Here is a 26,957-nt window from a genome sequence, read left to right as displayed (position 1 = left end):
AATACTCCTAATTATAAAGAGAATAACGAATGAAACTACGTCATAGCTTAAGCCTTATTGCGTTGTTGGTATTGTCAGGATGCAACAACGAATCAGTAGAACCAACAGTACCTGAGCAGCAACAAGCGGTGAAGCCTCAGACCGTTGAAAATGATCCTGTTGCGTTAAAAAATGCACAGCAGTGGGATGATGGTCGTGTTTACATTACCGAAAATAATTACGTTATTTATGATAAAGAAACGGGTAAACCTAAATATACCATTCGAAAAGCTAAAGAGTGGCCACGAGAGGACATTAGCAACCAAGATTCCTATGATTTACCTAGAGTGGTGTTCCGTTGGGATAATGGACGAGGTGACTCGAAAGATCTCTATGAGATAGGAGACAAAGTATGGAGTGTCAAAACGGATGGTACTGACTTACGTTTAGTCGCAGATGAATTTGGCGGTATGGTTCGGTTAATGCGGATGTCTCCAAACAATCGCTACTTAGCTCTGGCGTATTCCGCCGAAGAAGGGATGTTTAAGGTCATTAAAGATCTCAAGACGGGCGAGTATATCGAGCTAGGTCGCTCTCGCGGTTATCCAGAATTCCTTTGGGCGGAAGACAGCAGTTACCTCTACTACGTTGATAAATTTAGAGACTGGAAGTACACCTTAGCGACTGGTGTTAAGCGACAAGTAGAAACAGAGTTTAACGAGTATTCTGTGATTTATCAGGGGAAGCGGGTAATTGCTTCGGATTTAGGGGTTGGAGTATATGATGAATCGCAAGATGAATGGCTATATAGCGTAGTTCCTGATGAAACGAGTGAGGTGGCAGTTGCACGTTTTAGGAATAAATCTATAAGCCCGACAGGTCGGTATGTCTGGGCTGAGACGCGAACACACCGCTACCTAATAGATGTAAAAAACAAGTCCTTCCAATCGGAAGAAATAATTCCACGAGCAATGGGCAAGTTTCGCTATTTTGAAGTTTTGGGCAAAGATGCGAATTATATTCATGAAGGAGCAGCTCGAGTTGTTGTTAGTAAACTAACAGAAGAAAAACACTTTGGTCCTTATTTAAAATGGAAACAGACCAATAGCGGTCACAGTGCAGACCTATCTTCTCTTTATAATGCTTTTGCCAACAATGGTGATTTTGTAACAGGAGATGAACTATGAACCCTGTTGAATCATGTAGTGTCATTCCATTACATGCTAATTATTATTTGTTTGGCACTTATTTTCCCGCATCTAGAGTAGAAGGGGAAAAACAGAAAGACAAAGTAACTTATCCAACCTGGCATAAAGAAACTAGCCTAGTTGGCAATCAGGAAATAACTAATGTTCGCCCGTTAGCAAAAGTGCCAATGCTAAACCTAACAAATAGCGATAACCCAGCACTTTGGGCGACCAACCAAGAGTTTAAATTATGCTCACTGGGTAATGGGAAGCCGGATAAAAATGGGGTGTTTGAAGTACTTTCTCCAGAATGTCCTATTCATTCCTTAGGCAAAGACTTACCAAAAGGGGGTGAACAAACTTTCAATTTTCGTTTCCCATCATTGCCACTTATTGCCTCACTTGCAGAGCTATCACCTAAAGAGTTGGCTGTAGAAATTGCAAAGCTTAGTGGTCAATTGGATAACAGCGAAGTTCAACTTACACTAACTGAGATCAGCACAGATCAATTGGCAGATCCTTATCAAGAAGATACAAACGGTCAGCTGAGCGAAGAGAACGCAGCATACAACAAGTGGTACGAAGAAGTTCGTGCTCTCAAGCAACCACTTAAGGGCTTTGTTCTACCTGTTGTTTCTAGCTGTGCAATCGTTTTTTCGGATGAAGGGTATTTAAACGCTTCAGTTAGTTTGTATAAGTTTAAAGTTGGGAATGGCAAAGGAACCGACGAAGGCAAGTATGAGAAAGTTGGGGATACAGTTCAAGCTGTGCTGCCCAAAAAGACAGAGAATATTGATCAAAACCAATACCCTTGCGCATTGTTTTATATAGATTCGGCGGCGTTTGATGAAGGGCTTTACAGTATTCGGGTAGAATTTATACCAAGTCAAATGGATAAACCGATTCCTGATTTTGTTAAGAACGCCAATATTGAGCAGTATGACGATGGTTTAGATACTGCTTACACATACGAATTACGTGAACATATCTCTTTTTCTTCTAGCACGCCATTAGGTAAATTCGCCATTGTCAGTGGCGATATGATTTCCTTAGAAGAATCTTTGATTTATCAATACCCGCAGTATTTCAGCAACATGAAGCACTACCTTCATGGTAATGCACAAGGAGCAGCAGCCAATACACCAGCATCTCGAAGTCTCACACTACTTAAGAATATCCGAGATGTGTCTGCACAATTAGGTGCAGGGCTGATGAGTGGTAGCCTGCAAGAAACCCTCGATAGTGATGGCAGGCAAGCGGTGTTTAATAATGTCTCGAAACTCTATTGGGATACCGTGAAAACAGATATGCCACCGGCGATGAAAGCCGCTGGAGAACTTTACTATGGTATTTATAGCACTAAAGCTGCCCTGGATACCCTGCGTGAATTACATTCTCCTCAAACGGTAAGTGTTGGGTGGAAACCATGGCTCCATGCAAAAGTGCTTAATACTCCGGAGCTACGAACGAATACATTTTCCACGGCAATGGAAGCCGCCATGGGTAATCGAAAAGTGGTGGCAGGGCGAGTTGCTGAAGCCTGGCTTACTGGGGGAACATCGATTGGGGTTAACGCGTTTGGTACAGTGACCAGTGGCATCGACCTGGTTAACAAAGCCAAGGCGGTATTAAAGCAGGGCAAAAAAGTAGAAACGGCAGACAAGGCGACAGGTGAGGTCGCTGATGATTACCTAAAACATATCCCTGTTTGGAAAACCAGAAACACCGCTCAAGAGGATAAGATTGATCAGGCTCTAGAAAAGGCGCGCGAGAAGTCTAAAGAACAAATCACAGCCTACATGGTGAATGACTCTCGCGGTGCAGGGATTGGAATCAAGTTCGAATTTAATTCTAAAGAAACTGAACTAAAAGAAAACGAAGCTGTGTTCATGGAGCTAGGTTCCGCACTTGCGGAGGTGTTAGAAGCGGAATCAAATTTAAGGGTTGAGGTCGAAGGGCATGCATGCCAAGTCGATACCGCTGAAAAAAACATGCAGGTGGCGGCAGATAGAGCGGAAAATGCGAAAGCTCTGCTGTTAAAGGTATCTTCTGTTTTTAAAGACCGAATTTCAATTGAGGCGTTTGGGGAAAGCCGACCTATCTATCTTCCAGTTGAAGGCGAAAAAATTGACCGTAATAATCCAAACTTAAAACAGAACCGACGAGTCGTCATACGCATATATATGCAATCTTTCGATGTGTATTTCCATCCTAGCCGTTATGGCTCACAAGCGATGGAACGTTCACGTTTAGCTCTTGAAATCGCAATGAGTACAGAAGACAAACTTGAAGCCGAATTACGGATGGCGGTATTCGATAGTTTGGTTGATGTCGCTTCTTATGTGCCGGTTGTTGCTCCGGTTGCTCGCGGGGTAATTGTAGCTAAAGAAGGAACAAAAGCTGCCATTTCAGCTGTCAAAATGATCGACCATGCGCTACTGGACTCCTTGTTGAATGAGCTGAATGAAAAGCATAATGTGAAGCGTGAATTGGAACGATTATCCAATATTCATATTGAGTTACTTAAAGAACTACGTAAAAGTAATATTGCTTTAGAAAGGAAGGAAATCAATTCCTACAAAGAGCTTGTCGCTCACTTCGAGAGTGAAGAATCTAGAAAGGAGTTGCTAAAGCGCTACCAGCTTAGAGCTTTGGCAATCAATGGTTTGGTTTTACTACTCGCCGATCTTGGTGTTAAAGCGCATGCCGATTCATTGGTGTCATTTGAATCTTTGGTGAAGCGTTATAAAGTAAAAGACTATATTGAGCGTTACATTCTAGGAGATGATTGGTCAGTTCATACGATTAAAGGAAATACTATGGCTGCCAATTGGAAGAACCAGTGTGAAAATCAATTTTATGACGCGTTGGCTGAAAAAATGCCTGCGGCTTCACAATATTGGCCGGCACCAATCTCTGAGAACAGCAGGATGAATGCTTACTCTTGGTATCAAGTTGGGGATAACAATAAAGCTTCAGGGGCTTTTAATCGAGTTTTCCCTGTTCAAACGATGCTATTTGAACACCCAGAAGAAAGCATGTTTGAAAACTTTACTCAGGCATTTAACCCACAAGATAGTGAACTAAAAAAAGAAGCGATAGGGTTCTGTCGAATCTTAATTAAATCGGCGCGCTTTCAAGAATCGGATAAGCCCGATTGGCTACCTTATGATAGTTGGATCAAACAATCAGATAATGGTCATATAGGGCCGTACGATAAAGTTAAAGTTCAGATAGTGCTCACCAAGGCGCACAAATACGCTCAGGAAGTGACCGTAGGCTATAACCGAGTAGACGGTCTTGAAAACATAAATGGTCCCGCTTTCAGAGATTGGATGTTACCTAAAAAGGTCGCTGATTTTGAAACTGACCCAAATGGTGAAATTGCTAAGTTTTATAAACAACAAGGTGTCAATGAAGAGTCAACATTGATTGCAATCGACCATTGTCCATCCTATCGTTTCGGTAGTGTGATGATTGATGGAATGAAGCCGATGACATCCAAGTCTAAGCTACTGTTTGCCGACGCGATATTTAGTCTTGCTGCTTCTGGAAGTGCAAAAGCTAGGAACCCAAGTGATTATTTTTCTGAAACCGATTCATTTAAGCGCTATGTAAAAGGCGGCGGCTTTCAAAACATGCGTTACAGCCTATCGATTAGGAAAAAGAAAGGGGATGTCAATTTCTACCTGCCTGCGGATTACATACAAGGTAAAGACTTTGACGACTTGCCAGATGAGTTAAAAGTTGGAGTGTTGAGTACCGAAACGAAGTTAGTGTTGCTTGATACTTATCTCGGTGAGAAGGCGCTACTTTTGCGTGAGAAAGATCTTATGGTCGAGAGCTTTACCTTAATGAATGCTAAGAGTAAGAAGAACTCTATTCCAGTCATCAAAGGGATAAAGCAACAAGTCGTCGCTATCGAAACTCAATCTTCAGGACTTAACTTCTTCCAAAGTAAGGAATGGATTAACTCAGCTCACAATATTCGACGCGATGGGTTTTCATGGGGAAACAAAGGACAAGAAGACCCCGCGAGTATGTACGTTTTGTTATTGGGTGATACTCATAATAAAGACGCGTACGAATCGACACGAATGGACTGGGGCTCAGTGAATATGTCTATTCAACTGGGACTAGAAGGTAATAAAGGTAAGTTGGTCAAGGGTCCTAGGTACTTTTCAGACATGCACCATGTTGGTGAGTTTTCTTGTGATAATGGTTCTTGGGAATTGACGAAATCATCGTCAGAAAAGAATCGCAGTGAGATCAATGCGATGAAAATCTTTATTGATCAAGCTGTGGCTAGCTTAGAGAAAGAGAATGATTTACAAAAAGGCACAAGCTATACAGTCTATTGTATGAAGTTTGATTTGGGTTATGTTGCGCCAACGGGCGCGCAGCTAAAAGGTCTAAGGCCATTTGGAGGAGTCATCGGAGGCAAAGCGAACCTTGAACTGTCTGTTACTCACTTGAACCAAGTTGATGTAGATGGCACACATGATTACGACAAAGGAAGAGATGTCGTTGTGTCATTACCGTCTTTAAGCTCAGATAAAGCTCTTGCTGGTAATTTCTTTAGTGATATGCCATGGCTTATTTTTAAAGAACCAACAAAAAATGGTGTGGATAAGTCAGCGTCAGAAACGTGGAAACAGTACGAAGACTCGGAACGGAAAAAATGGCTGAAACACTGGATAGAGAAACAACCAGCAGTCACTCAAGCTCCTAAGCCTTTAGAAAAGTCATTAGATAATCCAATATAAAAATAAAAAAAACCGCCTTCGGGCGGTTTTTTTGTTTCTATCGGACTGACTGAACACTCTGTTGTAATTGTTTTCTCTTTGCCTCAACCCGCCGCAGAAATATCGTATTTCTTCATCTTGTGATTGAGCGTACTTAATGGAAGCGACAGTTGCTCTGCCGCTCGTTTCGTGTGCCAATTACAAGAGTTTAAGCAGTCAATAATTACGGTACGTTCGTATTGGCTGACGACCTCTTTTAGGCCAACTGCGACATCGTCATCTCCTAGAGGTTCAGGTTCGAACGTGGTTTGAATTGCCGATGTAGCTGGAGCAACAACTTGATGGTGTTCTACGTCTTCAGGGATCTGTTCACCAAACTCAATCTGAGTAATAGTTTCGAAATCTGATAATAAAACCGATCGCTCAATGATGTTTTTAAGCTCACGCACGTTACCGGGGTAGGTATAAGTAAGTAGTTGGTTTCTCACATTAGCACTCAATCCCGGTGATTGAGGCAACCCTAACATCGTCGTGGTGTGCTGAACAAAGTGCTCAGCAAGTGGGATAATGTCCGCTTGTCTGGATCTCAGTGGTGGTAAAGTGATAGGGAAAACATTCAAGCGATAGAATAAATCGGCCCTAAAGCCACCGTCTTTAATCTGCTGCATTAAATTACAGTGTGTCGCTGCAATGACTCTGACATCCACTTCAATTTCTTTGCTGGCACCAACAGGACGAACTTTACGTTCTTGCAGCACACGCAGTAGTTTAGCTTGAAGTAGCATTGGCATATCGCCAATTTCATCTAGGAACAGGGTGCCACCGTTTGCTGCTTCAAATAAGCCAACTTTGTCCTTGTCTGCACCGGTAAATGCCCCTTTTCTGTGTCCGAAAAGTTCGGATTCCAGAAGTTGTTCAGGAATTGCGGCGCAGTTCTGAACGATTAATGCTTGATCTGAACGATTCGAGTTTTCGTGAATGTATTTTGCAATGACTTCTTTACCCGCACCTGTCTCGCCTCTTAGTAAGACGTCGACAGGCAGAGAGAGCACCTTATCAAGTCGGCTCAATACATTGACCATCTCTTCACTTTCAGCGATCGGACCTTGATAGGTTTTCTTTGTCCGCTTTTTTAGCTGAGTATTTTCACGGACCAATGCTTGGTTATCGGCGCTTAAACTCTTAATCACTTGTCCATATTGCTCTAACCAAATGGCATGGCGAATATTACTTGCCGCCATTCGGCAAAACTCGGTAAGTGCGGTTTCGTTATCGATAACGCTTAAATCGAGCAAAACCAATAATCCAATGGTTTTGCCTTCATCATCAATCAATGGCCAAGCAAGTAAGTTGTTGCTTTTTAGACCTAACGTTTGCTCGGTTTGATAGATGCCTTCGCAGTCATAACCATTATAAGTGTATAGCTCATTGATCAAGACAACTTCGCCGTTACGTACGGCGAAGTTGAATGGGTCGGCTTCACTTACTGTGTCTAACTGCAGAGGCTCCCAAGGATGTGAGGCAATGACTTTTTCATGGTGGTGTGCGGTGCTCGGAATCAAGGCTTGACCGGTTTGGTCAAGCACGTAAATGATGCCATGTTTCGCGAAAGTCATTTGCCTTGCTGCTGTGAGAACGGCATCCAAAGTTTGAGCTAACTGGCTGCGATCAGCCAGAGATTGGCTGATCGCAAGTAGGGCGTTACTAAGCTCACTATGGTTAGCTGAACGCATAGGTTAGAGTTCCTTGCTCGTCCACAGAAACTTCAATTTGAGTATGTGAATCATCCTTGTCATTCACCAGTAGTTGAGTCGAAAGCTGCGGCAATAGTTGACGGTTAATAACGGCATCAATATTTCGAGCTCCCGTCTCTGCAAGGCGGCAGTTGCCTAATACGAATTCCACTAAGTTATCACCATAGCAAAGTGCCAGTTTGTGGTGGCTTTGTAGGCGCTCAGACACTTTCTTCAGTTTATGATGGATGATATCAGTCATTGCTGCGTCTGAAAGTGGAAGGAATGGCAACACGGACATACGAGCCAACAAGGCTGGCTTGAAGTGTTGATTCAACGTTGGGCGAATGGCTTCAGCGACGATATTGGCATCAATGTCTTTCGCTTGGTGAACCAAAGACTCAATCTCATGTGTCGCGAGGTTACTCGTCATGATGATGAGTGTATTTTTGAAGTCGATGGTACGACCTTCTCCATCATTTAGCGTGCCTTTGTCGAACACTTGGTAGAACAGGTTGAGTACTTCTGGGTCTGCTTTTTCAACTTCATCTAAAAGAACAACAGAGTAAGGGCGCTGACGTACTGCTTCGGTTAGCATACCGCCTTCGCCAAAACCTACATAGCCAGGAGGAGAACCAATAAGGCGAGACACAGTATGTTTCTCTTGGAACTCAGACATGTTGATAGTGGTCATGAAGCGCTCACCGCCAAACATTTGGTCGGCGATAGCGCGAGCGGTTTCTGTTTTACCTACACCACTTGGGCCAACTAATAAGAAAACGCCCGTTGGTGCATCTGGGTTACCTAATCCCGCTTTTGCGGTTTGAATACCTTCAGCAAGCGCATCAATGGCAAATTCTTGGCCTTTAATGTTTTGAATTAGGTTTTGCTTCAAGTTTAAGGTCGCTTGCGACTCATCTTGAAGCATCTTACCCATAGGGATGCCTGTCCAATCAGAAATTACATGACTAATTTCGTCGGGACCCACTTCGTAGTGAACGAGTGGATTGGTACCGCGCACGTTATCTAAACGCTCGTTACAAGATTGAATAGCTTCGCGAGTCTGCTCTTCAGAATATTCATGACAATTTGGCTTGTCATTTGTTAGTGCTTCATTGTCTTGAAGCGCATTGTCAGCTTTAGGATCACGGTCTTCTTCAGTCGAAGGAGTAGTAAGGCTATAAAGATGGCTACGCAGTTCAATGATTTCTTGAATAAGAGATTGTTCTTTTTTCCATTGAACTTGAAGGGTAGCTTGTTCTTCGGTGGCCTTTTCAATCTTCTCTTTTAGATCAGGAATTAAAGCGGCACTGTGTTTGTCACCGGTTTGCTGCAGTTGGTCACGCTCAAGAGCTTCGAGTTCGCGGTTCGCAGCTGCAATTTCTTGATGCAATGTTTCGACAGGTGCCGGTGTTGCATTAAGGCTAATATTGACGCGAGCACAAGCCGTATCTAACACGTCGATTGCTTTATCTGGCAGTTGGCGTCCAGTGATGTAACGATCAGCTAAGTTTGCTGCGGCAGTGATTGCGTCGTCACGTACGTACACGTTATGTGATTTTTCATAGGCTGGTCTTAAGCCTCGGATGATCAATGCTGCTTGAGTAGCCGACGGCTCATCAAGTTTTACCAGTTGGAAACGGCGCGCCAGAGCTGGATCTTTTTCGAAATATTTTTTGTATTCAGACCATGTGGTGGCAGCAATTGTTTTTACTTCACCACGTGCTAGAGCGGGTTTAAGTAGGTTGGCAGCATCGCTGCCTCCAGCTTGATTGCCTCCCCCAACTAGCGTGTGAGCTTCATCTATAAATAAAATGATTGGAGTCGGTGAATTCTTCACTTCATCTAGTACTGCGTTAAGGCGTTTTTCAAACTCTCCCTTAACACTTGCCCCCGCTTGAAGTAAGCCCATGTCTAGGCCGTATAGTTCAACACCTTTGAGGCAGTCTGGCACATCTCCTTCGGTAATTTTTAATGCAAGACCCTCTACCACCGCTGTTTTACCAACTCCCGGCTCACCTACGGCGATTGGGTTATTTTTTCTGCGTCGCGCCAATATGTCGATTATTTGTCTGATTTCTTGATCACGGCAGAATACTGGGTCGATCTCGCCCTTTCTTGCTTTGCCGGTAAAGTCGGTGGTGAATTTACTTAATGCCGAACCATCTTCACGTGCGTCGGTTTTTTCTGATGTCGTTGCTAAAGATTCTAGAGAGTTTGTTGTGAGTTCAGAAAAGTTACGCTTTAAGGTATCTGGGTTTACACCGTCTAAGATTGAAGCGTAGCCGTGCTGACCATAGCGTAGTGGGTTACTCACGAGTGTAAGAAGTAGGGCGCCAGAGCGAATCTGAGTTTCGGATAGATCTAAAGATGAGACCAACCAACTTTCTTGAAGCCATTCGATTAAAAGCGAAGAAAAAACGGGCTTGCTGCCGTTGCCTGTTGTGTTGGTATCTAAAGTCGAACGAATGGATTGCCTTAAAATGGTCTCTGAGCAATCGAAATGACTTAATAAGATATCAAAATCACTATTTGGCCTTTCTAATAAGCTTAATAGATAGTGTTCAATTTGCACTTCATTGGCTTTTTCCGATACGGCTAATGCAGCGGCATCCTCTAAAGCGACTTTTACAATAGGGTGCAGACGTTGTATTAAAGAGGAAAGGTTTATATTTATCATTTTAGTTCTATTAGTTATGTATATGGGATGCAGCAATTATACTAAAATTGATAACTGGTTTTTTATTCGGTGATGAATTTACTATTGTTTATTGGTTACTTTTATTGTTTGTTTTGGCTTTTTATCTGACTAATATTTAAAATCCCGTTAAAAATAATAAATAGTCTAGGTGTTATGATTTAATTACTAGTTTTTTTGACTTTATTTCTAATCTTCGAGATGGTTATTTTGCCTTTGTGTTTTAAATTCAATTTATTAGTATCCACGTTCAATAAATCGTTTTTATAAACAACAAATTGTTGTTAAATATAATGTTTATAACGGGTGATTTTTTGTAACTGACTGTATTAATTGGTTTTATAAAGTTGGCATGATGTTTGTATTAGCTTAATCAGTCGCGGTGATAAGCGATTTGGTGAATTAATGAATTATAAATTTTAAAAAGGAAATATCGATGCCAACTCCAGCATATATGTCTATCAATGGTGAAACTCAAGGTCACATTACTAAAGATACTTACTCTGCAGATTCTGTAGGTAACACTTGGCAAGAAGCTCACGTTGATGAGTTCCTAGTTCAAGAACTTGATCACGTACTAACAGTTCCACGTGACCCACAAAGTGGCCAACCAACAGGTCAACGTGTTCACCGCCCTGTAGTAGTAACTAAAGTACAAGACCGTTGTTCACCTCTGTTATTCAACGCATTAGTGTCTGGCGAAAAGCTTCCTGAGTGTGTAATCCGTTTTTACCGTACTTCAGTACAAGGTAAGCAAGAGCACTACTACTCAATCAAGTTAATTGATGCACTACTTGTAGATATTCAAACTCGTATGAATCACTGTCAAGACGCTGCAACTTCAGATCGTGTAACTGAAGAAGTACTTAAGCTGACTTACCGTGCAATCGAAGTTACTCACGAAAACTGTGGTACTGCTGGTAATGATGACTGGCGCGCTCCACGCGAAGCTTAATCGCTTTTCGTGAAAAACAAAGGGTCAACAACTACTGTTGGCCCTATTTCTATTATTAGTATCAGGTAAAAGATATGGTGAATGACGTAGAATTTAAGTTTGAACTGCAAGGCTCCACGCATGATTTTCGTGTGGAGAGCTTTCAGGTAATCGAAGAGCTTTCAAAGCCTTTTCAAATCAGCCTATCATTACTTTCACTTGATCCTGATATCTCATTTGACGCACTCATCCGTAAACCAGGTAGTTTGACTCTATACGGCCAAGGTGTCAGTTCTGCGAGATGCTTTCACGGCGTGGTTAATGAGGTGCGTTACCTTGGATCGGGCAGGAGATTCTCTCGTTACCAATTGACTCTTGTTCCACAAGCTTGGTTTTTGAGCCAAAGACAAGACTGCCGTATTTTTCAACAAAAATCAGCGTCAGCGATCATTTCTGAAGTTTTAGATGATGCGTTAGTGACCGATTATCGATTAGAACTATCTGGTGTATACCCTTCAAAAGAATACGTGTTGCAATATCGAGAGACTGACCTTGAATTTGTTCAGAGAATTCTGGCAGAACACGGCATGTGGTACTACTTCGAACATACAGAAGCTAACCACACAATGGTTATTGTCGACAGTAATGATGCAATCGCTGAGTTATTGAGCACGCCACTAAACGGATCTTATTTAGGCCCTATTGTTTATCATGCGGATGGTGGCGGTGTTGCAGACCGCGAGCATATCTCTGACCTTGAACTCGTGAATAGAGTAAAAACTGGCCACGTTACTTACACTGATTATAACTATGAGTTTCCGAAGATCCCTCAGGAAATGAGCAGCTCCGGCGAACTCGATTTAGATTTGAAATTATTCGATTTTCCAGGACGTTACGTTGACCCAGCAATGGGGCAAGTAAGATCAAATGAATGGATGTCAGAGCACGTTGTAGATAATCAGCAAGTAGAGGCGACCAGTAATGTCATGAGACTGGCGTCTGGATACAGTTTTAGTATCAGTGAGCATCCACGTTCGGCAATTAACCGCGATTACCTCATGCTGTCGGTGATGCATAGTGGTCATGACCCTCAGGTGCATGAAGACGAAACTAATGGTCTGCCAACTACATATCATAATCAGTTCGCGTGTATTCCTAGACATGTTGAGTTTAGAACTCCAAAACTTGAAGCTCCTTTGGTTGAAGGTACGCAAACAGCGGTTGTCGTGGGGCCTGCAGGTGAAGAGATCTATACCGATAAGCTTGGGCGAATCAAAGTCCAGTTCCATTGGGACCGTTATGGCGAGAGCGATGAGCATTCGAGTTGTTGGATTCGAGTTAGCCAATCAATGGCCGCACCGACTTGGGGGGCGGTATACCTACCTCGCATCGGCCATGAGGTGGTTGTTACCTTCCTAGAGGGAGACCCTGATAGGCCTTTAGTTACTGGCGCAGTTTATAACGGACTTCATTATCCTCCATATTCGTTACCAGAGAACAAAACGCGGACAACTTTTAGAACGCAAACGCATAAAGGGACAGGCTATAACGAGTTGAGCTTTGAAGACGAAGCGAACCAAGAAGAAGTTTACATCCATGCGCAAAAGGACATGTCGACTAAGGTTTTGAATAACCGCTATCGCGATATAGGTCAAGATGAGTTCTTAAAGGTTGCACGCCATCAAACAAATGATGTTCATGGTGATCACAAAGAGACCATCGACGGACACAAGACCACCCAAGTTAACAGTACGTTTACTGAAACTGTCGAACAAGATGTATCCGTTACTTACAATGCCAATGAGACTCAATATGTTAAGAATAACTCTGATCTAGAAATTGGAGACAATCAAATTACCAAGATTGGTAAGAATGATGACTTGGATGTGGGCGAAAATAGCAACTTAACGGTAGGTGCTTCAAAAAGTTCTGACATTGGAGCTGATGATAACCAAACGGTTGGTGGCAACTTAACGGTTTCTGTTAAAGGAAATACTTCATACAAAGCCGATGGTGCGACCCAGATCATAAGCGGTGACAAGATAGTACTGAAAACGGGTGGGTCTTCATTAGTGATGAATAGTGATGGTTCTATCAAGTTGTCCGGTTCTTCAATAACCATTGAAGGAAGCGATAAAGTTGTAGTCAAAGGTGGAAACGTAGCGATCAATTAATGATGGAAAAACAAACCCAAATTATCCAAACCATCACCGAACAGCAAGCCGAATCAACGGCTTGCTTTTCGCGTTTTGGAACAATTGTATCGATTAACGAATCTAAAAGTGGTGTTCGTGTCGATTTCGAAGGTAACCCTTTACAGCAACCAATAAATGCGAGGTTGGGGCGGGGGTTCAAATTAGCCGAGTTACAACTTGCTATTGATAACAAACTTTCATGTCGTATCGAATTTTTAAATAACGATTTTAATCTCCCTTTAGTCACAGATATCTTTTTCTCCATTCTGGATGATTCTGATGAATTTGTACTGAGAGCAAAGAAAATGGTTATTGAAACGGAACAAGAGTTAATTGTGAGAAGTGGCGAAACAGAGACTCGTTACAGCGGCCGTGATGGCCGAATTACCACCAAAGCCAAATATGTGACTTCCCAAGCAGAGAAGGCTCAAAAAATTCAAGGCGGCACCATCGCGATCAATTGATCGTGTTACTAGATTGGATTCACGGATGCGTCAAAAAATAGGTATTGATCAACTAAACCAGCCGATTACTAATGAAGATTTGGAACTCGCCATCACTAATGCGGAAAGTACGCTCGCTTTATTGGACGAGCTTCCTATCAAGTGGCTGGATATGTGTAATGAAAAGCTGTCACTGGCTTCGGAGACACTCGGTTTCTTGTTAAAGCAACGCTTACAAGTACATAAAAGGGGATACCCAAGCGTTAAACTGGAGTATTTAGCGCTGGCTGAGCGTCAGATTGAAGACCTAAAAAATGTTTATTGGTCTTTCTATCGATTGGCTCCGGGATTGATTCATCAATTAAAGCAGAGCGAACCAACCATTTATGCTTGGCTCATGTTGAATTCTGAGATTGGACAAGAGCAAGAAAACCTACTTTGTGGTTTATCGATACTTGATGATTTGGATTACCAAACCGCAAAATTGCTAGTTGTTCAGTCATCATTATCAGGTATCGACTCTGTGGTAATCGAAATGGTTGAAGGTGGTTGTAAACTGCCCGTGCTTTACTTGGAGTGCCTACAGTTACGCCAAACTGTCACAGTTGGTCTGCTAAAACGTTGGCTTAAAGACAAGCGGTTTTCTGAGCATAAAACACATTTATTTTTATCGTTACAAAACGATGCAGAAAGCGTTGTCTGGTTAGCTGAAAACTCAAATGGCAGTCAGAACCTGTTTGAGCGATTACTTACGAAAGAGGATAGAGGGACATGGTTTCGTCAGGAATTTGGTACCTCAATCGATAGTGTATCTGATCCCGAAGTGGTCACTTTTGCCAAACTTTTGGAGCTCAAAGAGTTTGAGAGCTTTAATCTGAGTAGTGTACAGGCTCCGTTCGATTTTGTATTACACGGTCTGAATGAACATGTTCCGAAAATAGTTGAATTAGTATCAAGCCTTGACGAGTTCGAAGGTGAGGATTGGATCCAAGCGCTTTACATTGTCTATGGGAAACGTTTACCAGTGACACCAAAAAATTTGGGGATAGACTTTGAGTGGCACGAAATACTCGAAAAGCTAAAAGAATGGGTCGAAATTGGCGCCTACAGACAAGCGTCACCGGGTCGATTGGGACAAACTTTGACTCTAGAAACCAGTATCCAAGCCATGTTCGATACTCAAGTCAGTGCTGCTTTTAGGGTTTGGATTTGGCGTCAGGTTTGCCTCCAGACTCGCTCATACATCCCTTGGGATATGGCTATGCCAGTTCATCAACAAGAGTGGAATATCACGCGACTAACCCAGAATTCAACAGCCTCAGAAAGGTTTAATCTAAGGAATAATAATGCAGTTGTGGGATATTGAGAACCATCCAGAACTTTCAATCAAAGGCCGTTTTCAACGGGATCATAATGGCAATGAGGTGTGGATTGTCGTTGGAAAACGTTCATGGCAACTCGTAGGTTCTGTTTGGAAGGAGCAAGAAGAGGCAGAGATCTATGACGATCCTGTCTACCTGGGTGAAGCAGGGCTTTCCGCGATGAAAGCTGACCAAGAGTTCTCAGTTGTTAAAACCAACACAGATGTACTGATTTTCGGTAAGGCCCGAAGCTACGCGAAAAAGGCAGTTACGTACCATGAGTGTCGGCTTTTGATTGATGGCCATATCGACAAAACCATATCGGTACTTGGTGATAGGCAATGGATTGAGCACGGAGGTAGCGTAACGCTAAGTAAACCACTCCCATTTGTGGAAAAAGAGATGGACTTCTCCTGTGCTATCGGAGGCGATTTAAGAAACCGGCTCGGCGGAGGTATTGCTGATACTAAAGGGGAACTATTGAAACAGAAGGTTCCTTCGGTTTTTTATCCTACGGAAGATTGGAGTGCGACACCCAAGAATACACGGGTTGCTGGATTTGGCCCGTTAGCCCCATTTTTCGGGGCTCGTCAGCGATACGCTGGCACTTTTGATGACGATTGGCTAGAGAATAGGAAACCTCTTTATCCCGTAGACTTTGACCAGCGTTTTTATCAGAGTGCGCCACTAGACCAACAATGCAAAGGCTTCATATCTGGCGGTGAACGATTGATGATGAGTGGCTTTTGCCATAATGATGCACTCTCTTTCCGTTTCCCCAAAGAGATGTATGTAGCAGAAGCTCAATTTAAAAATGCCAACTATCAAGTAGATATGCCTATTTCTACGGTTTTCATTGATACAGAGGCTCGCATACTTTCAATCAGTTACAGCGCTGCCTTTCCATGTCAAGGCGAGGAGCATCTTTTAGTGTCAACGAAGATCCATAAAAAACAGGAGTTGTCGGATAATGAATAACAATTCAGCACGATTCGTTATTGGTATGGAAGCCATGACACCAACGGGCATGAATCTTGATATTGCCACAACAGTTGCCAAAGCGGATTTGGGAAGGTTCGATCAGCAAGTGGCCGGTGATGGGATAGAAAGATTCACGTACGCTAGTATTGAATACATTTCCAGTACATCATTGTTTGACAAGTGTTCGGTGCTTATTGAGAGCTTGATCGACTCTCTTTTAAAGCAGTTACCTACATCATTAAAGCCTATTCCGTTACTCGTCAATGTACCGGGCTCTATTTCTGCTGTGGAGATGAGTCAGTGGTTAAGTGAATGTAAGCATTGTGATTCAATATCACGTTATGAAGTGGTTCAACAAAGTGGACCATCATACTTGACCACATCATTGGCTAAGTTGAACCAATTCGATGCAATAATGAGTATCTCAGTAGATTCACTTGTTGATGATCTCAGTGACTTAATCGAAGCTGGAGATGTCATGAGTTCAACTAATCCATGGGGCATAATACCGAGTGAGGGCGGGGCGGGTTTACTGTTATGTCGGAATAACTTGGTGCAAACGTTAAAGCTTAAACCCAAAGCAAAGTTAGGTTATTTCGAAGTAGAACCTGCAAATACAACGCGAAGGTCAGTAATGAAGCTCGTCAGGAATGCGAGTCGCAATATCAAGAGTTTTGGGCCTGTATTCTCTGATATGACTAATCTGAGGTCTCATACTGAAGATTATGGGTTCGCGTTAGGTGCACGCGCCGAATGTTTTGATAACCCACAGCAGCCCACTTTAATTAATGATTTATGGGGTACATTGGGTAGTTGTTCTGCATTGGCATTAATGGCCTGCACTATCCAAGAGGTAACGCATAATAGCCCTGTAACCCTGTTAATGTTTGATGTTAAAGGAGAAAGGGCGTTGCTCCAACTCACTTGTATGAAACAGACCTGACTGCATAGCCGTGATACGAAACGCTTATATTATAATCATTATCACACGACAATTATCTGAAAGGCGATTCAGTAGACAAAGTTAGTCTTAGCGTTTATTTAGATCCACCTTATTCATCAAGCCGCTTTAGTTGCTGCACCGCTCTATTTCTAAATTTGTAACACCTTGATGAAACTGATGTGTATTTTTATCATCGTAATTAAGTATAGCGTTGTACATTCCAATGACGAACTCAAGCTTAGGAGCGGGGCTTGATGGTTTTATGATAAGTGAGCAGTATTTTAGTGCTTTACCATACTCACTTGATATCGAACTATTCCTAATTCCTATTTGGTGAATCCACTTCCCAAACACCTATTCCAATTATAGAGATAATCAATATTATTTCTGAACATTACTCAGATAAACGAACAATTCGTTTTTATTAGAATGAACTAAAAATGTGACTCAGTTAACAATGTATGTTTAGTTCGTTATTTACGTGGATAAGTACCCTAATTTTTAGCCAAAAATAGTTAGTTAAAGCGTTTGTCGTAATGTTCGGTTGTTTAGTAATAATAACTGAATTAATAGTCTTACCGATGGTTTTAAATACTGCTATTGAAAAGGGTATTGGACAGTAATTATTATCTAGCATTAATTTATTTCGTTTGATAAAGAGTTTAGCGTGCCAGAAAAGCAAGGGACAGCCAAAGGTTATCTAGATAAGTTGGTTGTGAAAGCGATCGAAAAGAAAAATCAGCAAGCTCAGAATATGGCTAATAAAAATAAGCCCAAGCTAGAGTATGTGATTTTCTCCCAATTTGACGTGTTAGATACATTACCTTCAAAAAATGGCAAAACGACTGTTTATCACCTGGCCAAGAAAGGGAACCCTGAAAAACAGGTTTGCTGTAAGGTTCTAAATGAAGGTTCATCTGAACTTGCGAATGAATTAATCATTAATGAAGCCAGTCGTCTTGAGATGTCTCAACATCCGAGTGTTGCTGATTTCATTAAAATAGGCAAAGAGTTCGATCGACCATACTTTATGTATCAGTGGATTCAGGGCGAATCTTTGGCTGAAAAAATGGCTCGTCATACTCCTAAAGGTTTTAGGCATGACCATATTGCGTGGCTGATATATCAATTGTCTGGTGCGCTTGAGTTTATGCACACGAGAGGTGTCTGCCATTTAGATATTAAACCTTCAAACATTATTGTTACAGAGTCCGATTATGTAAAGTTGATCGACTTTGGTGCTGCTCGTTATGTTGGTGAATCTAATACTTACGCTGAAGCAAGCATGAGCTATGCGTCTCCTGCGTTTATAAAGTCTGGCGTGGCTCAACCTCAAGATGACGTCTATTCATTGGCGTTATTAACTGGGCATCTATTTCTTGGAGCTGCATTTGGCGATGCTTGGACAACTCAATTACAAGCAAAAAAACGACCAGGTTTAATCCCTAACCATGTATGGAAGTTAATTAAAGATGTTGTCAACAACCCTCGACAGCACAGGTATACAGCGACTTCGTTTGCGCAGCAACTAGCCAAGATCGATACCCAAAAATTTGGTGCTGATGTAAGTGCTCCCTTATTTAGTAGTTTACGGAATGCTGATCTCGTTCTAACCAAACATCGAACTATTGACAGAATTCAAAGTGGTCGGCTTCGATACTTAGAAGCGAGTTTGGTTCTGTGTGTCGTGATTATCACTGGTACATATTTATATAACCAAGGTCAGCCTGAATGGAAATCGATTGTTAAATCGACCAACAGTTCGAGTAGCCTTGTGAGCACTATTAAACCTGCACAAACCGCGTCTTTTTTAGCACAGTCTCCATGGGATATTGAATTCGCGTTACAAGATATGGAAAAAGATGTCGTCTCGACAGCTCCTTACCGAGAAGCTTATGAAGTCCAACAGAGCAAATTAGCTAAGTTGTATAAAAACTATGAATCGGACTTGAATGAATATGAAGGGGCGGTCGATCTACTTCCTAAAACTCTGATGTCGATCCGGCATGATCTCGTTGTTTTGCGAGAAAAACTGAACAGTGACGGCTCTCTATTTCCTTATGCAGATAAAGCGCTGACGGAAACGATGGCAAGTCTGAATAAGGCGACCATCAATTCACAAAATATTGCCGCCTTTGGTGGGAATCAAGAACAGCGTTTAGTCGAACTCATCTTAGATGGGAAATCAGATGTTGCAGACAGTGATATTGAAACTGCTTGGAAAGTAAACCAGTCAAGAGCCTATTTTTATAGTCATGTATTACCACGCAAAGTGCTCAGCGGAATAGATGCCTCGATAGAGAAAAATGCAAAGCAGCATTATTACACCAAAGCAATTCTTGAGGCAGAAGCTGCGCAATCATTTTTTGGTAACACGCCAAAATTGAAAGCTAAAGTAAGAGCTCTAAAAGTAGCAAGAAGCGAATTTATTTTGTTCAGTACTGTAACTGAACAATCAGTATTTGGTCGACAGAAACTTCACGACTCGTTAGCTGATCTAGAGACTAATGCCCCTAAGAAATTCAGCGAAATAACGGAAATTCTTAATAGCATGGCAAGTGATTCTATAGACAAAAGTCATCAACTATCTAAACCAGCGCGAGGTGCTATAGCAATCGAGCGAGCAATTAGAAATTACAATTCTGAAAGCAGAGGTTAACTTGAGTCTGATCGATACTGAAACGCTATTAGCACCAATATCTGAACACTCACCAACTGGTGAGGATGCTAGGTACGAGTTTTGCTATGAAATGATGGAAGCCGAAGTGAAAAAATTTGGTTCATTATTTGGTGAGACTGTTGACTGGCATATAGTAAAAGTCCATTCGATTGAAGTGCTAAGTCAGCATAGTAAGGATCTTAAAGCGCTTTGTTATCTGATCCGTTCTTTGGTAGAGGACAAAGGCGAGATAGGGCTTGAGGAAGGATTATCTTTGCTCAATGACTCAATCAGTCGTTTTGGTCATGAGTTATACCCTAAACGTAAAAGAGGTAGAGATGGGGCTGTTGAGTGGCTCAATCATCAATTCAAACTCGTCGCGACTAAATTGTCTGCAGAATCCCTTGACTGGGAAGTTCTATCTCGATGTATCACACTAACTGAAGGTATCCAGCGTCAGTTTGACGAGATATTTCAAGACTCTGATGTAGACTTTTTCGAATTAAAAAGTCATTTGAATCAACTAATGCAGAACGCATCTTTAAATGAAGAAACGTTGGTTGAACACAGTTTGGCTGATTCCGAACCGCTCATTGATGTTGTTGCACTGTCCGAGAAAGCGATCGTTCCACAAAGCCACGAAGCTGACAGTCCGAAGACGCACACCACGCCTAATCAGAAACGAAGTAAACCTCGAGAGCACAGCACTGTAGACGTTGACACAGATTTTTCATCTCCGGCTGCATCAAAGCGTACGTTAAAAAAAGTGTCTGAGATCATGGTGCATTCAAATCCGACTGAACCTTTAGGATATCGGATTTACCGTCACCTGACATGGGCCGACGTTGATGGTTTACCTGATCACAAAGACAATCTAACGCCTCTTAGCCTCGCTGTGTCATCAGACCAGCAGGCGGAATATCGAGATAAAGCAAATCAAGAAAGTGATATCGATACGATCAAGCGTTTAGAGCGAACACTTACTGATGCGCCATTTTGGCTGACTGGGCATTATTTCGTTTATTCAATGTTAGACAATCTTGGGTATGACGAAGCTGCGTTGGCTGTAAAGCAAGAAACAAAGAGATTTGTCGATTCTTTTGAGGGAATTGAGAACCTCTCTTTCAAAAATTCTATTCCATTTGCGGATGAAGCAACGATTACTTGGTTGTCTACAGGTAACGCTTGTCCTTCGGGTAAGTCGTCAATAATTCAAACTATTGTTGTAGCTGAAGATGATCTATCTGAGATGGAGGATATTGCCCTAGGTGACTTGGGTAAATATGTGGCTGAACTGTCAAACAAACTCGAGTTGGATAACTCCGGTCGTGGACAATTCATGTTGCACTTAAAGTTAGTGAAAGCCTACCAAAGTGTTGGTTTATACCCTTTGTGCTTGCCTTACTTGGAACAAAGTTGGGCGGTGGCTAAGGAACTAAATCTATCAATTTGGGAACCCCATTTGTTTTTTTCTTTAGAAAATCTAATTCAAAAAACTCTAAAGGAACTATATCGAACTAAGGATTTTTTACCTGTGAGATATAGCGAATGGGAAACAATTTATGACCAGCAATAAACTAGAAAGGACTAATTATGTCACGTGATGGCTCGGTGGCTCCGAAAGAGCGAATTAATATACGTTATGTTCCAGCAACAGGCGATGCGTCTGATGATGTTGAACTGCCCCTAAGTATGATGGTTGTCGGTGACTTCACTGCTCGTGCAGATGAAACTCCGATCGAAGAGCGTAATCCGATTAATATCGATAAAGATAACTTTAACGAAGTATTAGAAGGTTACGCACCGAATATCAAAGCAAATGTTGAAAACCGTCTTTCTGATGAAGAAGGTGCGCAAATTGGCGTTGATATTACATTCAAAAATATGAAGGACTTTACTCCAGAGTCGATTGCGAAGAGCGTTCCTGAGCTGAATGGTTTACTAGAACTTCGTGAAGCCTTGGTTGCATTGAAAGGCCCTCTAGGGAATGTACCTGCTTTCCGTAAGAAGATTGCAGCAGTTCTTCAAGATGAAGAAGCAAGAAAGAAACTTTTGGATGAACTAAGCATTGGTGCAGACCAAGGCGAAAAAGCAGAGTAAGGAAGATCATGTCGGCAGAAGCACAAGCACCAGAACAAGAAGCAGCTCTAGTTGAGTCAGGCTCTCTTCTGGATAGCATTTTAAATGAGACTCGCATTAAACCTAGTGATGAGGGTTTTGACGTTGCAAAGCGTGGCGTTGAAGCATTCATTGGTGAGTTATTAAGCAGCTCAACAGTAGAAAAAGTAGACCAGTCTTTAGTTGATTTGATGATCTCTGAGATTGATCAAAAGTTGTCTAAACAGGTTGATGCAATTCTTCACAACGAAGAAGTTCAAGCGATTGAATCAACATGGCGTGGTCTTAAATATCTTGTTGATCACACGGACTTCCGTGAAAACATTCAAATCGAACTTATTTCGGCTAAGAAAGACGAAGTTCTGGATGATTTTGAAGATGCTCCTGAAGTAGTGAAATCAGGTTTATATAAGCAGATTTATACTCGTGAATACGGTCAATTTGGTGGTAAGCCTGTAGGTGCCGTTATTTGTGATTACCAACTATCTGCGTCTTCGCCTGATATTAAACTAATGGAATATATGGGTAATGTAGGTGCTATGTCTCATGCACCATTTATTACTTCTGCATCTTCTCAATTCTTTGGTTTAGATTCTTATGAAGAATTACCAAACTTAAAAGACTTAAAGTCGGTATTTGAAGGTCCTCAGTATACTAAGTGGCGCGGATTCCGTGAGCACGAAGACGCACGTTATGTTGGGCTGTGTACATCACGTTTTATGCTGCGTACGCCATACTCAGTTGAAGACAACCCAATTAAGGCGTTTGACTACGATGAAATGGTTACGGACAGCCATGACAATTACCTTTGGGGTAACTCAGCTTATGCTATGGCTTCAAAGATCAGTGAGTCGTTTGCAAAATATCGCTGGTGTCCAAACATTATTGGCCCGCAAAGTGGTGGTGCGGTAACCGATTTACCGGTTTATAACTTTGAAGCGATGGGTCAGATCGAAACTAAGATCCCAACCGAAATTCTGGTTTCTGACCGCCGTGAGTATGAACTTGCAGAAGAAGGCTTTATGGCTTTAACAATGCGTAAAGGTTCTGATAACGCAGCGTTCTTCTCGGCAAACTCAGTTCAAAAACCAAAAGTGTTTGCGAATACACCTGAAGGCAAGCAAGCTGAGATGAACTACAAGTTGGGTACTCAGCTACCTTACATGTTCATTATTAACCGCTTAGCTCATTACATTAAAGTACTTCAACGTGAGCAAATTGGTTCTTGGAAAGAGCGTACCGATTTGGAAGTTGAGCTAAATAAATGGATCCGTCAATACGTATCTGACCAAGAGAACCCGCCAGCAGAAGTTCGTGGTCGTCGACCGTTACGAGCGGCTAAAGTCGAAGTGTCTGACGTTGAGGGTGACCCAGGTTGGTATAAAGTATCGATGTCTGTTCGTCCTCACTTCAAGTACATGGGCGCGAGCTTTGACTTATCTTTGGTTGGTAAGCTAGACCAATAATAAGTTTGGAAATAAATAAGCGGCCAGGTTTACTGGCTGCTTTTTTTCTTAGAGTGTTATATGGAAAAAGGTTACCGATTATTAGAACGAATTGAACTTGGTGAGCCGAAAAATTGTTATGAAAAAGTGGTTTCACATAGGCATTTAATTGAATCCATTCATCTGCACCTTGCTGATTTGCTTAATACTCATGCGGGTAATTCAATGATCGATCGGGAATATGGCTTACCTGATTTCAATGATGTTCTATCGAACAACACCAATTTAGTTCGTCACATCCAAAAGAACATCACTTCCACAATAGAAAGCTTCGAACCTCGGCTACGAAGTGTTGAAGTACATTACCGAGAAAATCACAACAACCCTCTTCAATTAGGCTTTGGCATATGCGGAGAAGTCTTACACAACGGTGGAAAAGTTCCGATGTCTATCGATGTCTATATGGGAACTGACGGCCAATTTAACGTTTAGTAGGTGCCCATTGAGTAACAGTAAATACTTTCAAGATGAACTCACATATCTACGAGAATCCGGCAGCGAATTTGCCAAGTACAATCCAAAACTGACCAACTTTTTGTCTGAAGGAACATTCGATCCTGATGTAGAACGTCTTCTTGAAGGTTTTGCGTTTCTTACTGGCCGTATTAGAGAAAAGATTGATGATGAACTCCCAGAGCTCACTCAGTCGTTAATGACGCTGTTGTGGCCACATTACATGCGCTCGATTCCTTCGTTATGCATTAGCGAACTAACGCCACACTCGGGAAGTGTCACTGAAAAAACAGTGGTAAAGCGCGGGGCTGAGATGGCTAGTGAACAAGTGGAAGGTACGCAATGTTTATTCAGAACCTGCTATGACGTAGAGCTTTTCCCCTTAAAAATCACAAGCATTGACCAAAGCAACAGTCGAACAAGCTCATCTGTTGATGTGACACTTGCGACTGAACATGGGCTAGAGTTATCTCGTATCGGGTTAGATAAATTAAGGTTTCATTTACATGGTGAGATCCATATAACTAGAATTCTTTTCTTATGGATATTTAGATACTTAGACTACGTCGAGTTAGACGTGGGCGGTGGGTATAAACGTAAACTTGGACCTGAATTTGTTAAACCGGTTGGGTACCAAGACGACGAAGCGATACTGCCATATAGCGACAATTCATTTGCAGGTTATCGTTTGTTGCAAGAATATTTTTCTTTACCAGACAAATTTATGTTTTTTGATATTACGGGTCTCGATTGGCTAAAAGGGATACCACAAAGAAGTACCGTGAACCTTAAATTCCATTTTAAGAGAGCATTACCTGCCGAAGTTGTCCTGAAAGATAAGCACTTAAGGTTACATTGCACGCCAGCTGTGAACCTATTCGAAAAAGATGGTGATCCAATTCGGCTTGAACATCGCCGAAATGAGTATAAAGTTCGGCCACAGAGTGACAACCAGGATCACTACGAAGTTTATTCAATAAACCAAGTAGAAAGTTGGAGCAAAAATGAAAGGCGACGAAAATCTCTTATTGAATTTGAGTCCTTTGAACACCAAATAAATCAAAGAGATAAACGTGATTTCTACAAGTCAAAAGTTTCAGAGCGAGTGAGTGGAAGAGGGCTTGAGCGTTATATATCTTTTCATACCCACAATGGGGATATTGCAGACCTAGGAACCGAAACGGTTTTGATGAAGTTATTGTGCAGTAATGCAGATTTGTCTGAAAGATTGTCTGTAGGAGACATCATATATACCACACATAAATCTCCAACTTACGCCACGTTTAGTAATATTACTAAACCTACGCAATCTGTTAGCCCGCAAGTGAATGGCGAACTCCAATGGCAACTGATTGCTAATATGTCATTGAATTATCTATCGCTCTCTAATATTGATGTACTCAAGGTTTTACTGTCTACATATGACTTCCATTCTAGAGTGGATAGGCAGGCTCATAGGGCTTCGTTGCACAGGCTTGACGGCATTATCTCATCAGAAATGAAACCTATCGATAGAGTGTTTAGAGGGGTATCCGTTCGTGGTAATCAATTTAAGCTTAAGATGAACTCTAGTTTTTTTGTCAATGAAGGGGACATGTTTTTGATGGCAAATGTATTGAATGAGTTCATACGCTTATATTCAAGTGTTAACTCATTTACAGAGTTAGAAGTCTACGATGAACGCAGTGGCGAAAGCTACCAATGGGCAAGTTTAACTGGACAGCAAACAATCTTATGATTGATGAATTATCAGAAAAAATAAACGAATTTAGCTTTTTTCAAGCAGTTTTGTTGTTAGAGAAGCACTACCAACTATTACCGGGCAGTGATTTTGTAGCGGTTGGTGAAAACAAATATTTTTATCAAGAGAGAATTGCGTTTAGTGTCTCACCAAACCTCTGTTTCCCCAAAAGTGATATGGAATTCATCAGTCATATGGAAAGGTCTGGTGAGCACTATTCGAGAATTGAAACTAACTTTTTAGGATTACACGGTTCAAGTTCACCTTTGCCCGCGAACTATACAGAAAAATTAGTAGGTAGAGATGATGATGATAATCCAGTTAGAGACTTCTTTGATTTCTTTCATAATAGATATACCAGTTTAATCTATCGTGTTTGGAAAAAGTACCGTTATCATGTTCAGTATCAAAGCGATGCAACAGATGACTTTTCTGGGCGTATGCTGCACCTAGCAGGGTTGTCTAATGTTATTCAAGAGTCTGATACGATCGGGCTTGATCGTGCAAAGATTTTGTCTTACGTCAATCAGCTATCTACCAGGACACGCTCTCCGAAACTGATTTCTGGCATTGTTGCGCACTATTTTTCATTACCAAGTGTTCGAATCGAAGAGTGGGTCTTTCGAAGAGTAAAAATTGCCGAATGCCAAAGGAATCAATTAAATAGAACGAATTGTATTTTGGGTTCAAATTTACATTTAGGTAAGAGCATCCCAGATCTAAACGGTAAGTTTAATCTTTGTATTGATAACATTGATTTCGAGACGTTCCGAAAGTTCTCCTATGGAGGAGATTTCCATAAAACTTTAGTGGGGTTGATGCGTTTTATTCTTCGTGACCCCATGTCTTGGGATTTAAAGCTAACCGTTGATTTAGACTCAGTTCCAAAGAACCAACTCGGTCAAGGTGATGGGACGAGTTTGGGGCAAACTTTTTGGTTGGGTCAAGCAGGTACGAAAGATGCGAAGATTAGAGTAATTGGAGGCATTTAAAAAAGCCGCTCATAAGAGCGGCTTTATTTTTAACGACTGATTGGCTGGTGTAGCACTACTGTTGTATTGAGAGAGCGAATGCCATTGAAAGACTCTATCTCATTACATAAATGGTGTATTGATTGCAGATCAGGAGCTTCAATCAAAGAAATAATGTCGTAGGTACCCCCAACAATGCTTGTAAGTCTGACTTCAGGTAGTTCTTTTAATGCATTACTTACATCATTTTTCTTACCTTTTTCACAAGAAATTAGCAAATAACTTGCCGCTTTTCTCCCGTCATTTTCTAC

Annotated in this window: 17 protein-coding genes and 2 pseudogenes; 15 read left to right on the top strand and 4 right to left on the bottom strand. The window is 41.7% G+C overall.

Annotated features, from left to right (window positions below):
* Positions 1-29: 29 nt before the first annotated feature.
* Entirely contained in the window at positions 30-1,166 is a 1,137-nt protein-coding gene (locus AB4486_RS12445; RefSeq protein WP_017097120.1) for a hypothetical protein, read from the top strand.
* Positions 1,163-5,932 carry an OmpA family protein gene (locus AB4486_RS12440; RefSeq protein WP_372117268.1) on the top strand — a complete coding sequence of 1,590 codons (4,770 nt, stop codon included), beginning with the start codon at positions 1,163-1,165 and terminating at the stop codon, positions 5,930-5,932. Before AB4486_RS12445 ends, AB4486_RS12440 begins: the two co-directional genes overlap by 4 nt.
* Before the next feature lie 83 nt (positions 5,933-6,015).
* Here the strand turns inward: AB4486_RS12440 and AB4486_RS12435 are convergent.
* The 3 genes and pseudogenes from AB4486_RS12435 to tssH form a co-directional block, all read right to left on the bottom strand.
* Positions 6,016-6,180: pseudogene (locus AB4486_RS12435) on the bottom strand (helix-turn-helix domain-containing protein); the annotation flags it as partial.
* Between the two features lie 80 nt (positions 6,181-6,260).
* Positions 6,261-7,644: pseudogene (locus AB4486_RS12430) on the bottom strand (sigma 54-interacting transcriptional regulator); the annotation flags it as partial.
* On the bottom strand, positions 7,631-10,324 hold the full coding sequence (tssH, locus tag AB4486_RS12425) for a type VI secretion system ATPase TssH (protein ID WP_372117266.1): 2,694 nt from the start codon (positions 10,322-10,324) through the stop codon (positions 7,631-7,633). The pseudogene AB4486_RS12430 and the gene tssH, both read right to left, overlap by 14 nt.
* Before the next feature lie 454 nt (positions 10,325-10,778).
* Here tssH and AB4486_RS12420 point away from each other — a divergent pair, with 454 nt between their 5' ends.
* The 13 genes from AB4486_RS12420 (at position 10,779) to tssG (ending at position 26,667) form a co-directional block, all read left to right on the top strand.
* Positions 10,779-11,297 (top strand): Hcp family type VI secretion system effector, encoded by a 519-nt coding sequence (locus AB4486_RS12420; RefSeq protein WP_012600867.1) that lies wholly within the window; start codon positions 10,779-10,781, stop codon positions 11,295-11,297.
* A 74-nt stretch (positions 11,298-11,371) separates the two neighbouring features.
* Positions 11,372-13,450: a type VI secretion system tip protein TssI/VgrG gene (gene tssI, locus AB4486_RS12415; RefSeq protein ID WP_372102461.1), complete on the top strand. Its 2,079-nt coding sequence runs from the start codon at positions 11,372-11,374 to the stop codon at positions 13,448-13,450.
* On the top strand, positions 13,450-13,935 hold the full coding sequence (locus AB4486_RS12410) for a hypothetical protein (RefSeq protein ID WP_017062589.1): 486 nt from the start codon (positions 13,450-13,452) through the stop codon (positions 13,933-13,935). Before tssI ends, AB4486_RS12410 begins: the two co-directional genes overlap by 1 nt.
* Before the next feature lie 25 nt (positions 13,936-13,960).
* Positions 13,961-15,280 (top strand): hypothetical protein, encoded by a 1,320-nt coding sequence (locus AB4486_RS12405; RefSeq protein WP_372117264.1) that lies wholly within the window; start codon positions 13,961-13,963, stop codon positions 15,278-15,280.
* A complete protein-coding gene (locus tag AB4486_RS12400; protein WP_372058373.1) occupies positions 15,261-16,253 on the top strand; it encodes a DUF2169 domain-containing protein in 993 nt (330 codons plus the stop codon). Before AB4486_RS12405 ends, AB4486_RS12400 begins: the two co-directional genes overlap by 20 nt.
* Positions 16,246-17,199, top strand: coding sequence for a hypothetical protein (locus AB4486_RS12395; RefSeq protein ID WP_102361670.1), 954 nt, complete (start codon positions 16,246-16,248; stop codon positions 17,197-17,199). Before AB4486_RS12400 ends, AB4486_RS12395 begins: the two co-directional genes overlap by 8 nt.
* Before the next feature lie 667 nt (positions 17,200-17,866).
* The gene (locus AB4486_RS12390) at positions 17,867-19,858 is read left to right on the top strand and encodes a serine/threonine protein kinase (RefSeq protein ID WP_371722020.1); all 1,992 of its coding nucleotides are present in this window, start codon (positions 17,867-17,869) and stop codon (positions 19,856-19,858) included.
* Position 19,859: 1 nt separating this feature from the next.
* Positions 19,860-21,434, top strand: a complete 1,575-nt coding sequence (gene tssA / locus AB4486_RS12385) for a type VI secretion system protein TssA (RefSeq protein WP_029235906.1) — start codon at positions 19,860-19,862, stop codon at positions 21,432-21,434.
* Positions 21,435-21,451: 17 nt separating this feature from the next.
* Entirely contained in the window at positions 21,452-21,958 is a 507-nt protein-coding gene (gene tssB / locus AB4486_RS12380; protein WP_017064520.1) for a type VI secretion system contractile sheath small subunit, read from the top strand.
* Between the two features lie 8 nt (positions 21,959-21,966).
* Entirely contained in the window at positions 21,967-23,442 is a 1,476-nt protein-coding gene (gene tssC / locus AB4486_RS12375; RefSeq protein ID WP_017067544.1) for a type VI secretion system contractile sheath large subunit, read from the top strand.
* Between the two features lie 60 nt (positions 23,443-23,502).
* On the top strand, positions 23,503-23,913 hold the full coding sequence (gene tssE / locus AB4486_RS12370) for a type VI secretion system baseplate subunit TssE (protein WP_017064522.1): 411 nt from the start codon (positions 23,503-23,505) through the stop codon (positions 23,911-23,913).
* Positions 23,914-23,923: 10 nt separating this feature from the next.
* The gene (gene tssF / locus AB4486_RS12365) at positions 23,924-25,672 is read left to right on the top strand and encodes a type VI secretion system baseplate subunit TssF (protein WP_017064523.1); all 1,749 of its coding nucleotides are present in this window, start codon (positions 23,924-23,926) and stop codon (positions 25,670-25,672) included.
* Positions 25,669-26,667, top strand: a complete 999-nt coding sequence (gene tssG, locus AB4486_RS12360; protein ID WP_029235222.1) for a type VI secretion system baseplate subunit TssG — start codon at positions 25,669-25,671, stop codon at positions 26,665-26,667. Before tssF ends, tssG begins: the two co-directional genes overlap by 4 nt.
* Positions 26,668-26,696: 29 nt before the next feature.
* On the opposite strand, the gene AB4486_RS12355 is transcribed toward tssG, so the two are convergent.
* A partial coding sequence (locus tag AB4486_RS12355) for an Lrp/AsnC ligand binding domain-containing protein (RefSeq protein ID WP_372117260.1) occupies positions 26,697-26,957 on the bottom strand: 261 nt, incomplete at its 5' end.

This window comes from Vibrio sp. 10N.222.55.C6 (genome assembly GCF_041473395.1).
GTDB lineage: Bacteria > Pseudomonadota > Gammaproteobacteria > Enterobacterales > Vibrionaceae > Vibrio > Vibrio crassostreae_C.
The sequence above is the reverse complement of the archived record's forward strand: the minus strand, read 5'-3'. Positions and strand labels throughout refer to the sequence as shown.

Excerpts from the sequence above, each read along its gene's own strand:
- AB4486_RS12445 (WP_017097120.1), top strand. The coding sequence starts at position 30 with ATGAAACTACGTCATAGCTTAAGCCTTATTGCGTTGTTGGTATTGTCA.
- AB4486_RS12440 (WP_372117268.1), top strand. The coding sequence starts at position 1,163 with ATGAACCCTGTTGAATCATGTAGTGTCATTCCATTACATGCTAATTAT.
- tssH (WP_372117266.1), bottom strand. The coding sequence starts at position 10,324 with ATGATAAATATAAACCTTTCCTCTTTAATACAACGTCTGCACCCTATT.
- AB4486_RS12420 (WP_012600867.1), top strand. The coding sequence starts at position 10,779 with ATGCCAACTCCAGCATATATGTCTATCAATGGTGAAACTCAAGGTCAC.
- tssI (WP_372102461.1), top strand. The coding sequence starts at position 11,372 with ATGGTGAATGACGTAGAATTTAAGTTTGAACTGCAAGGCTCCACGCAT.
- AB4486_RS12410 (WP_017062589.1), top strand. The coding sequence starts at position 13,450 with ATGATGGAAAAACAAACCCAAATTATCCAAACCATCACCGAACAGCAA.
- AB4486_RS12405 (WP_372117264.1), top strand. The coding sequence starts at position 13,961 with ATGCGTCAAAAAATAGGTATTGATCAACTAAACCAGCCGATTACTAAT.
- AB4486_RS12400 (WP_372058373.1), top strand. The coding sequence starts at position 15,261 with ATGCAGTTGTGGGATATTGAGAACCATCCAGAACTTTCAATCAAAGGC.
- AB4486_RS12395 (WP_102361670.1), top strand. The coding sequence starts at position 16,246 with ATGAATAACAATTCAGCACGATTCGTTATTGGTATGGAAGCCATGACA.
- tssB (WP_017064520.1), top strand. The coding sequence starts at position 21,452 with ATGTCACGTGATGGCTCGGTGGCTCCGAAAGAGCGAATTAATATACGT.
- tssC (WP_017067544.1), top strand. The coding sequence starts at position 21,967 with ATGTCGGCAGAAGCACAAGCACCAGAACAAGAAGCAGCTCTAGTTGAG.
- tssE (WP_017064522.1), top strand. The coding sequence starts at position 23,503 with ATGGAAAAAGGTTACCGATTATTAGAACGAATTGAACTTGGTGAGCCG.
- tssG (WP_029235222.1), top strand. The coding sequence starts at position 25,669 with ATGATTGATGAATTATCAGAAAAAATAAACGAATTTAGCTTTTTTCAA.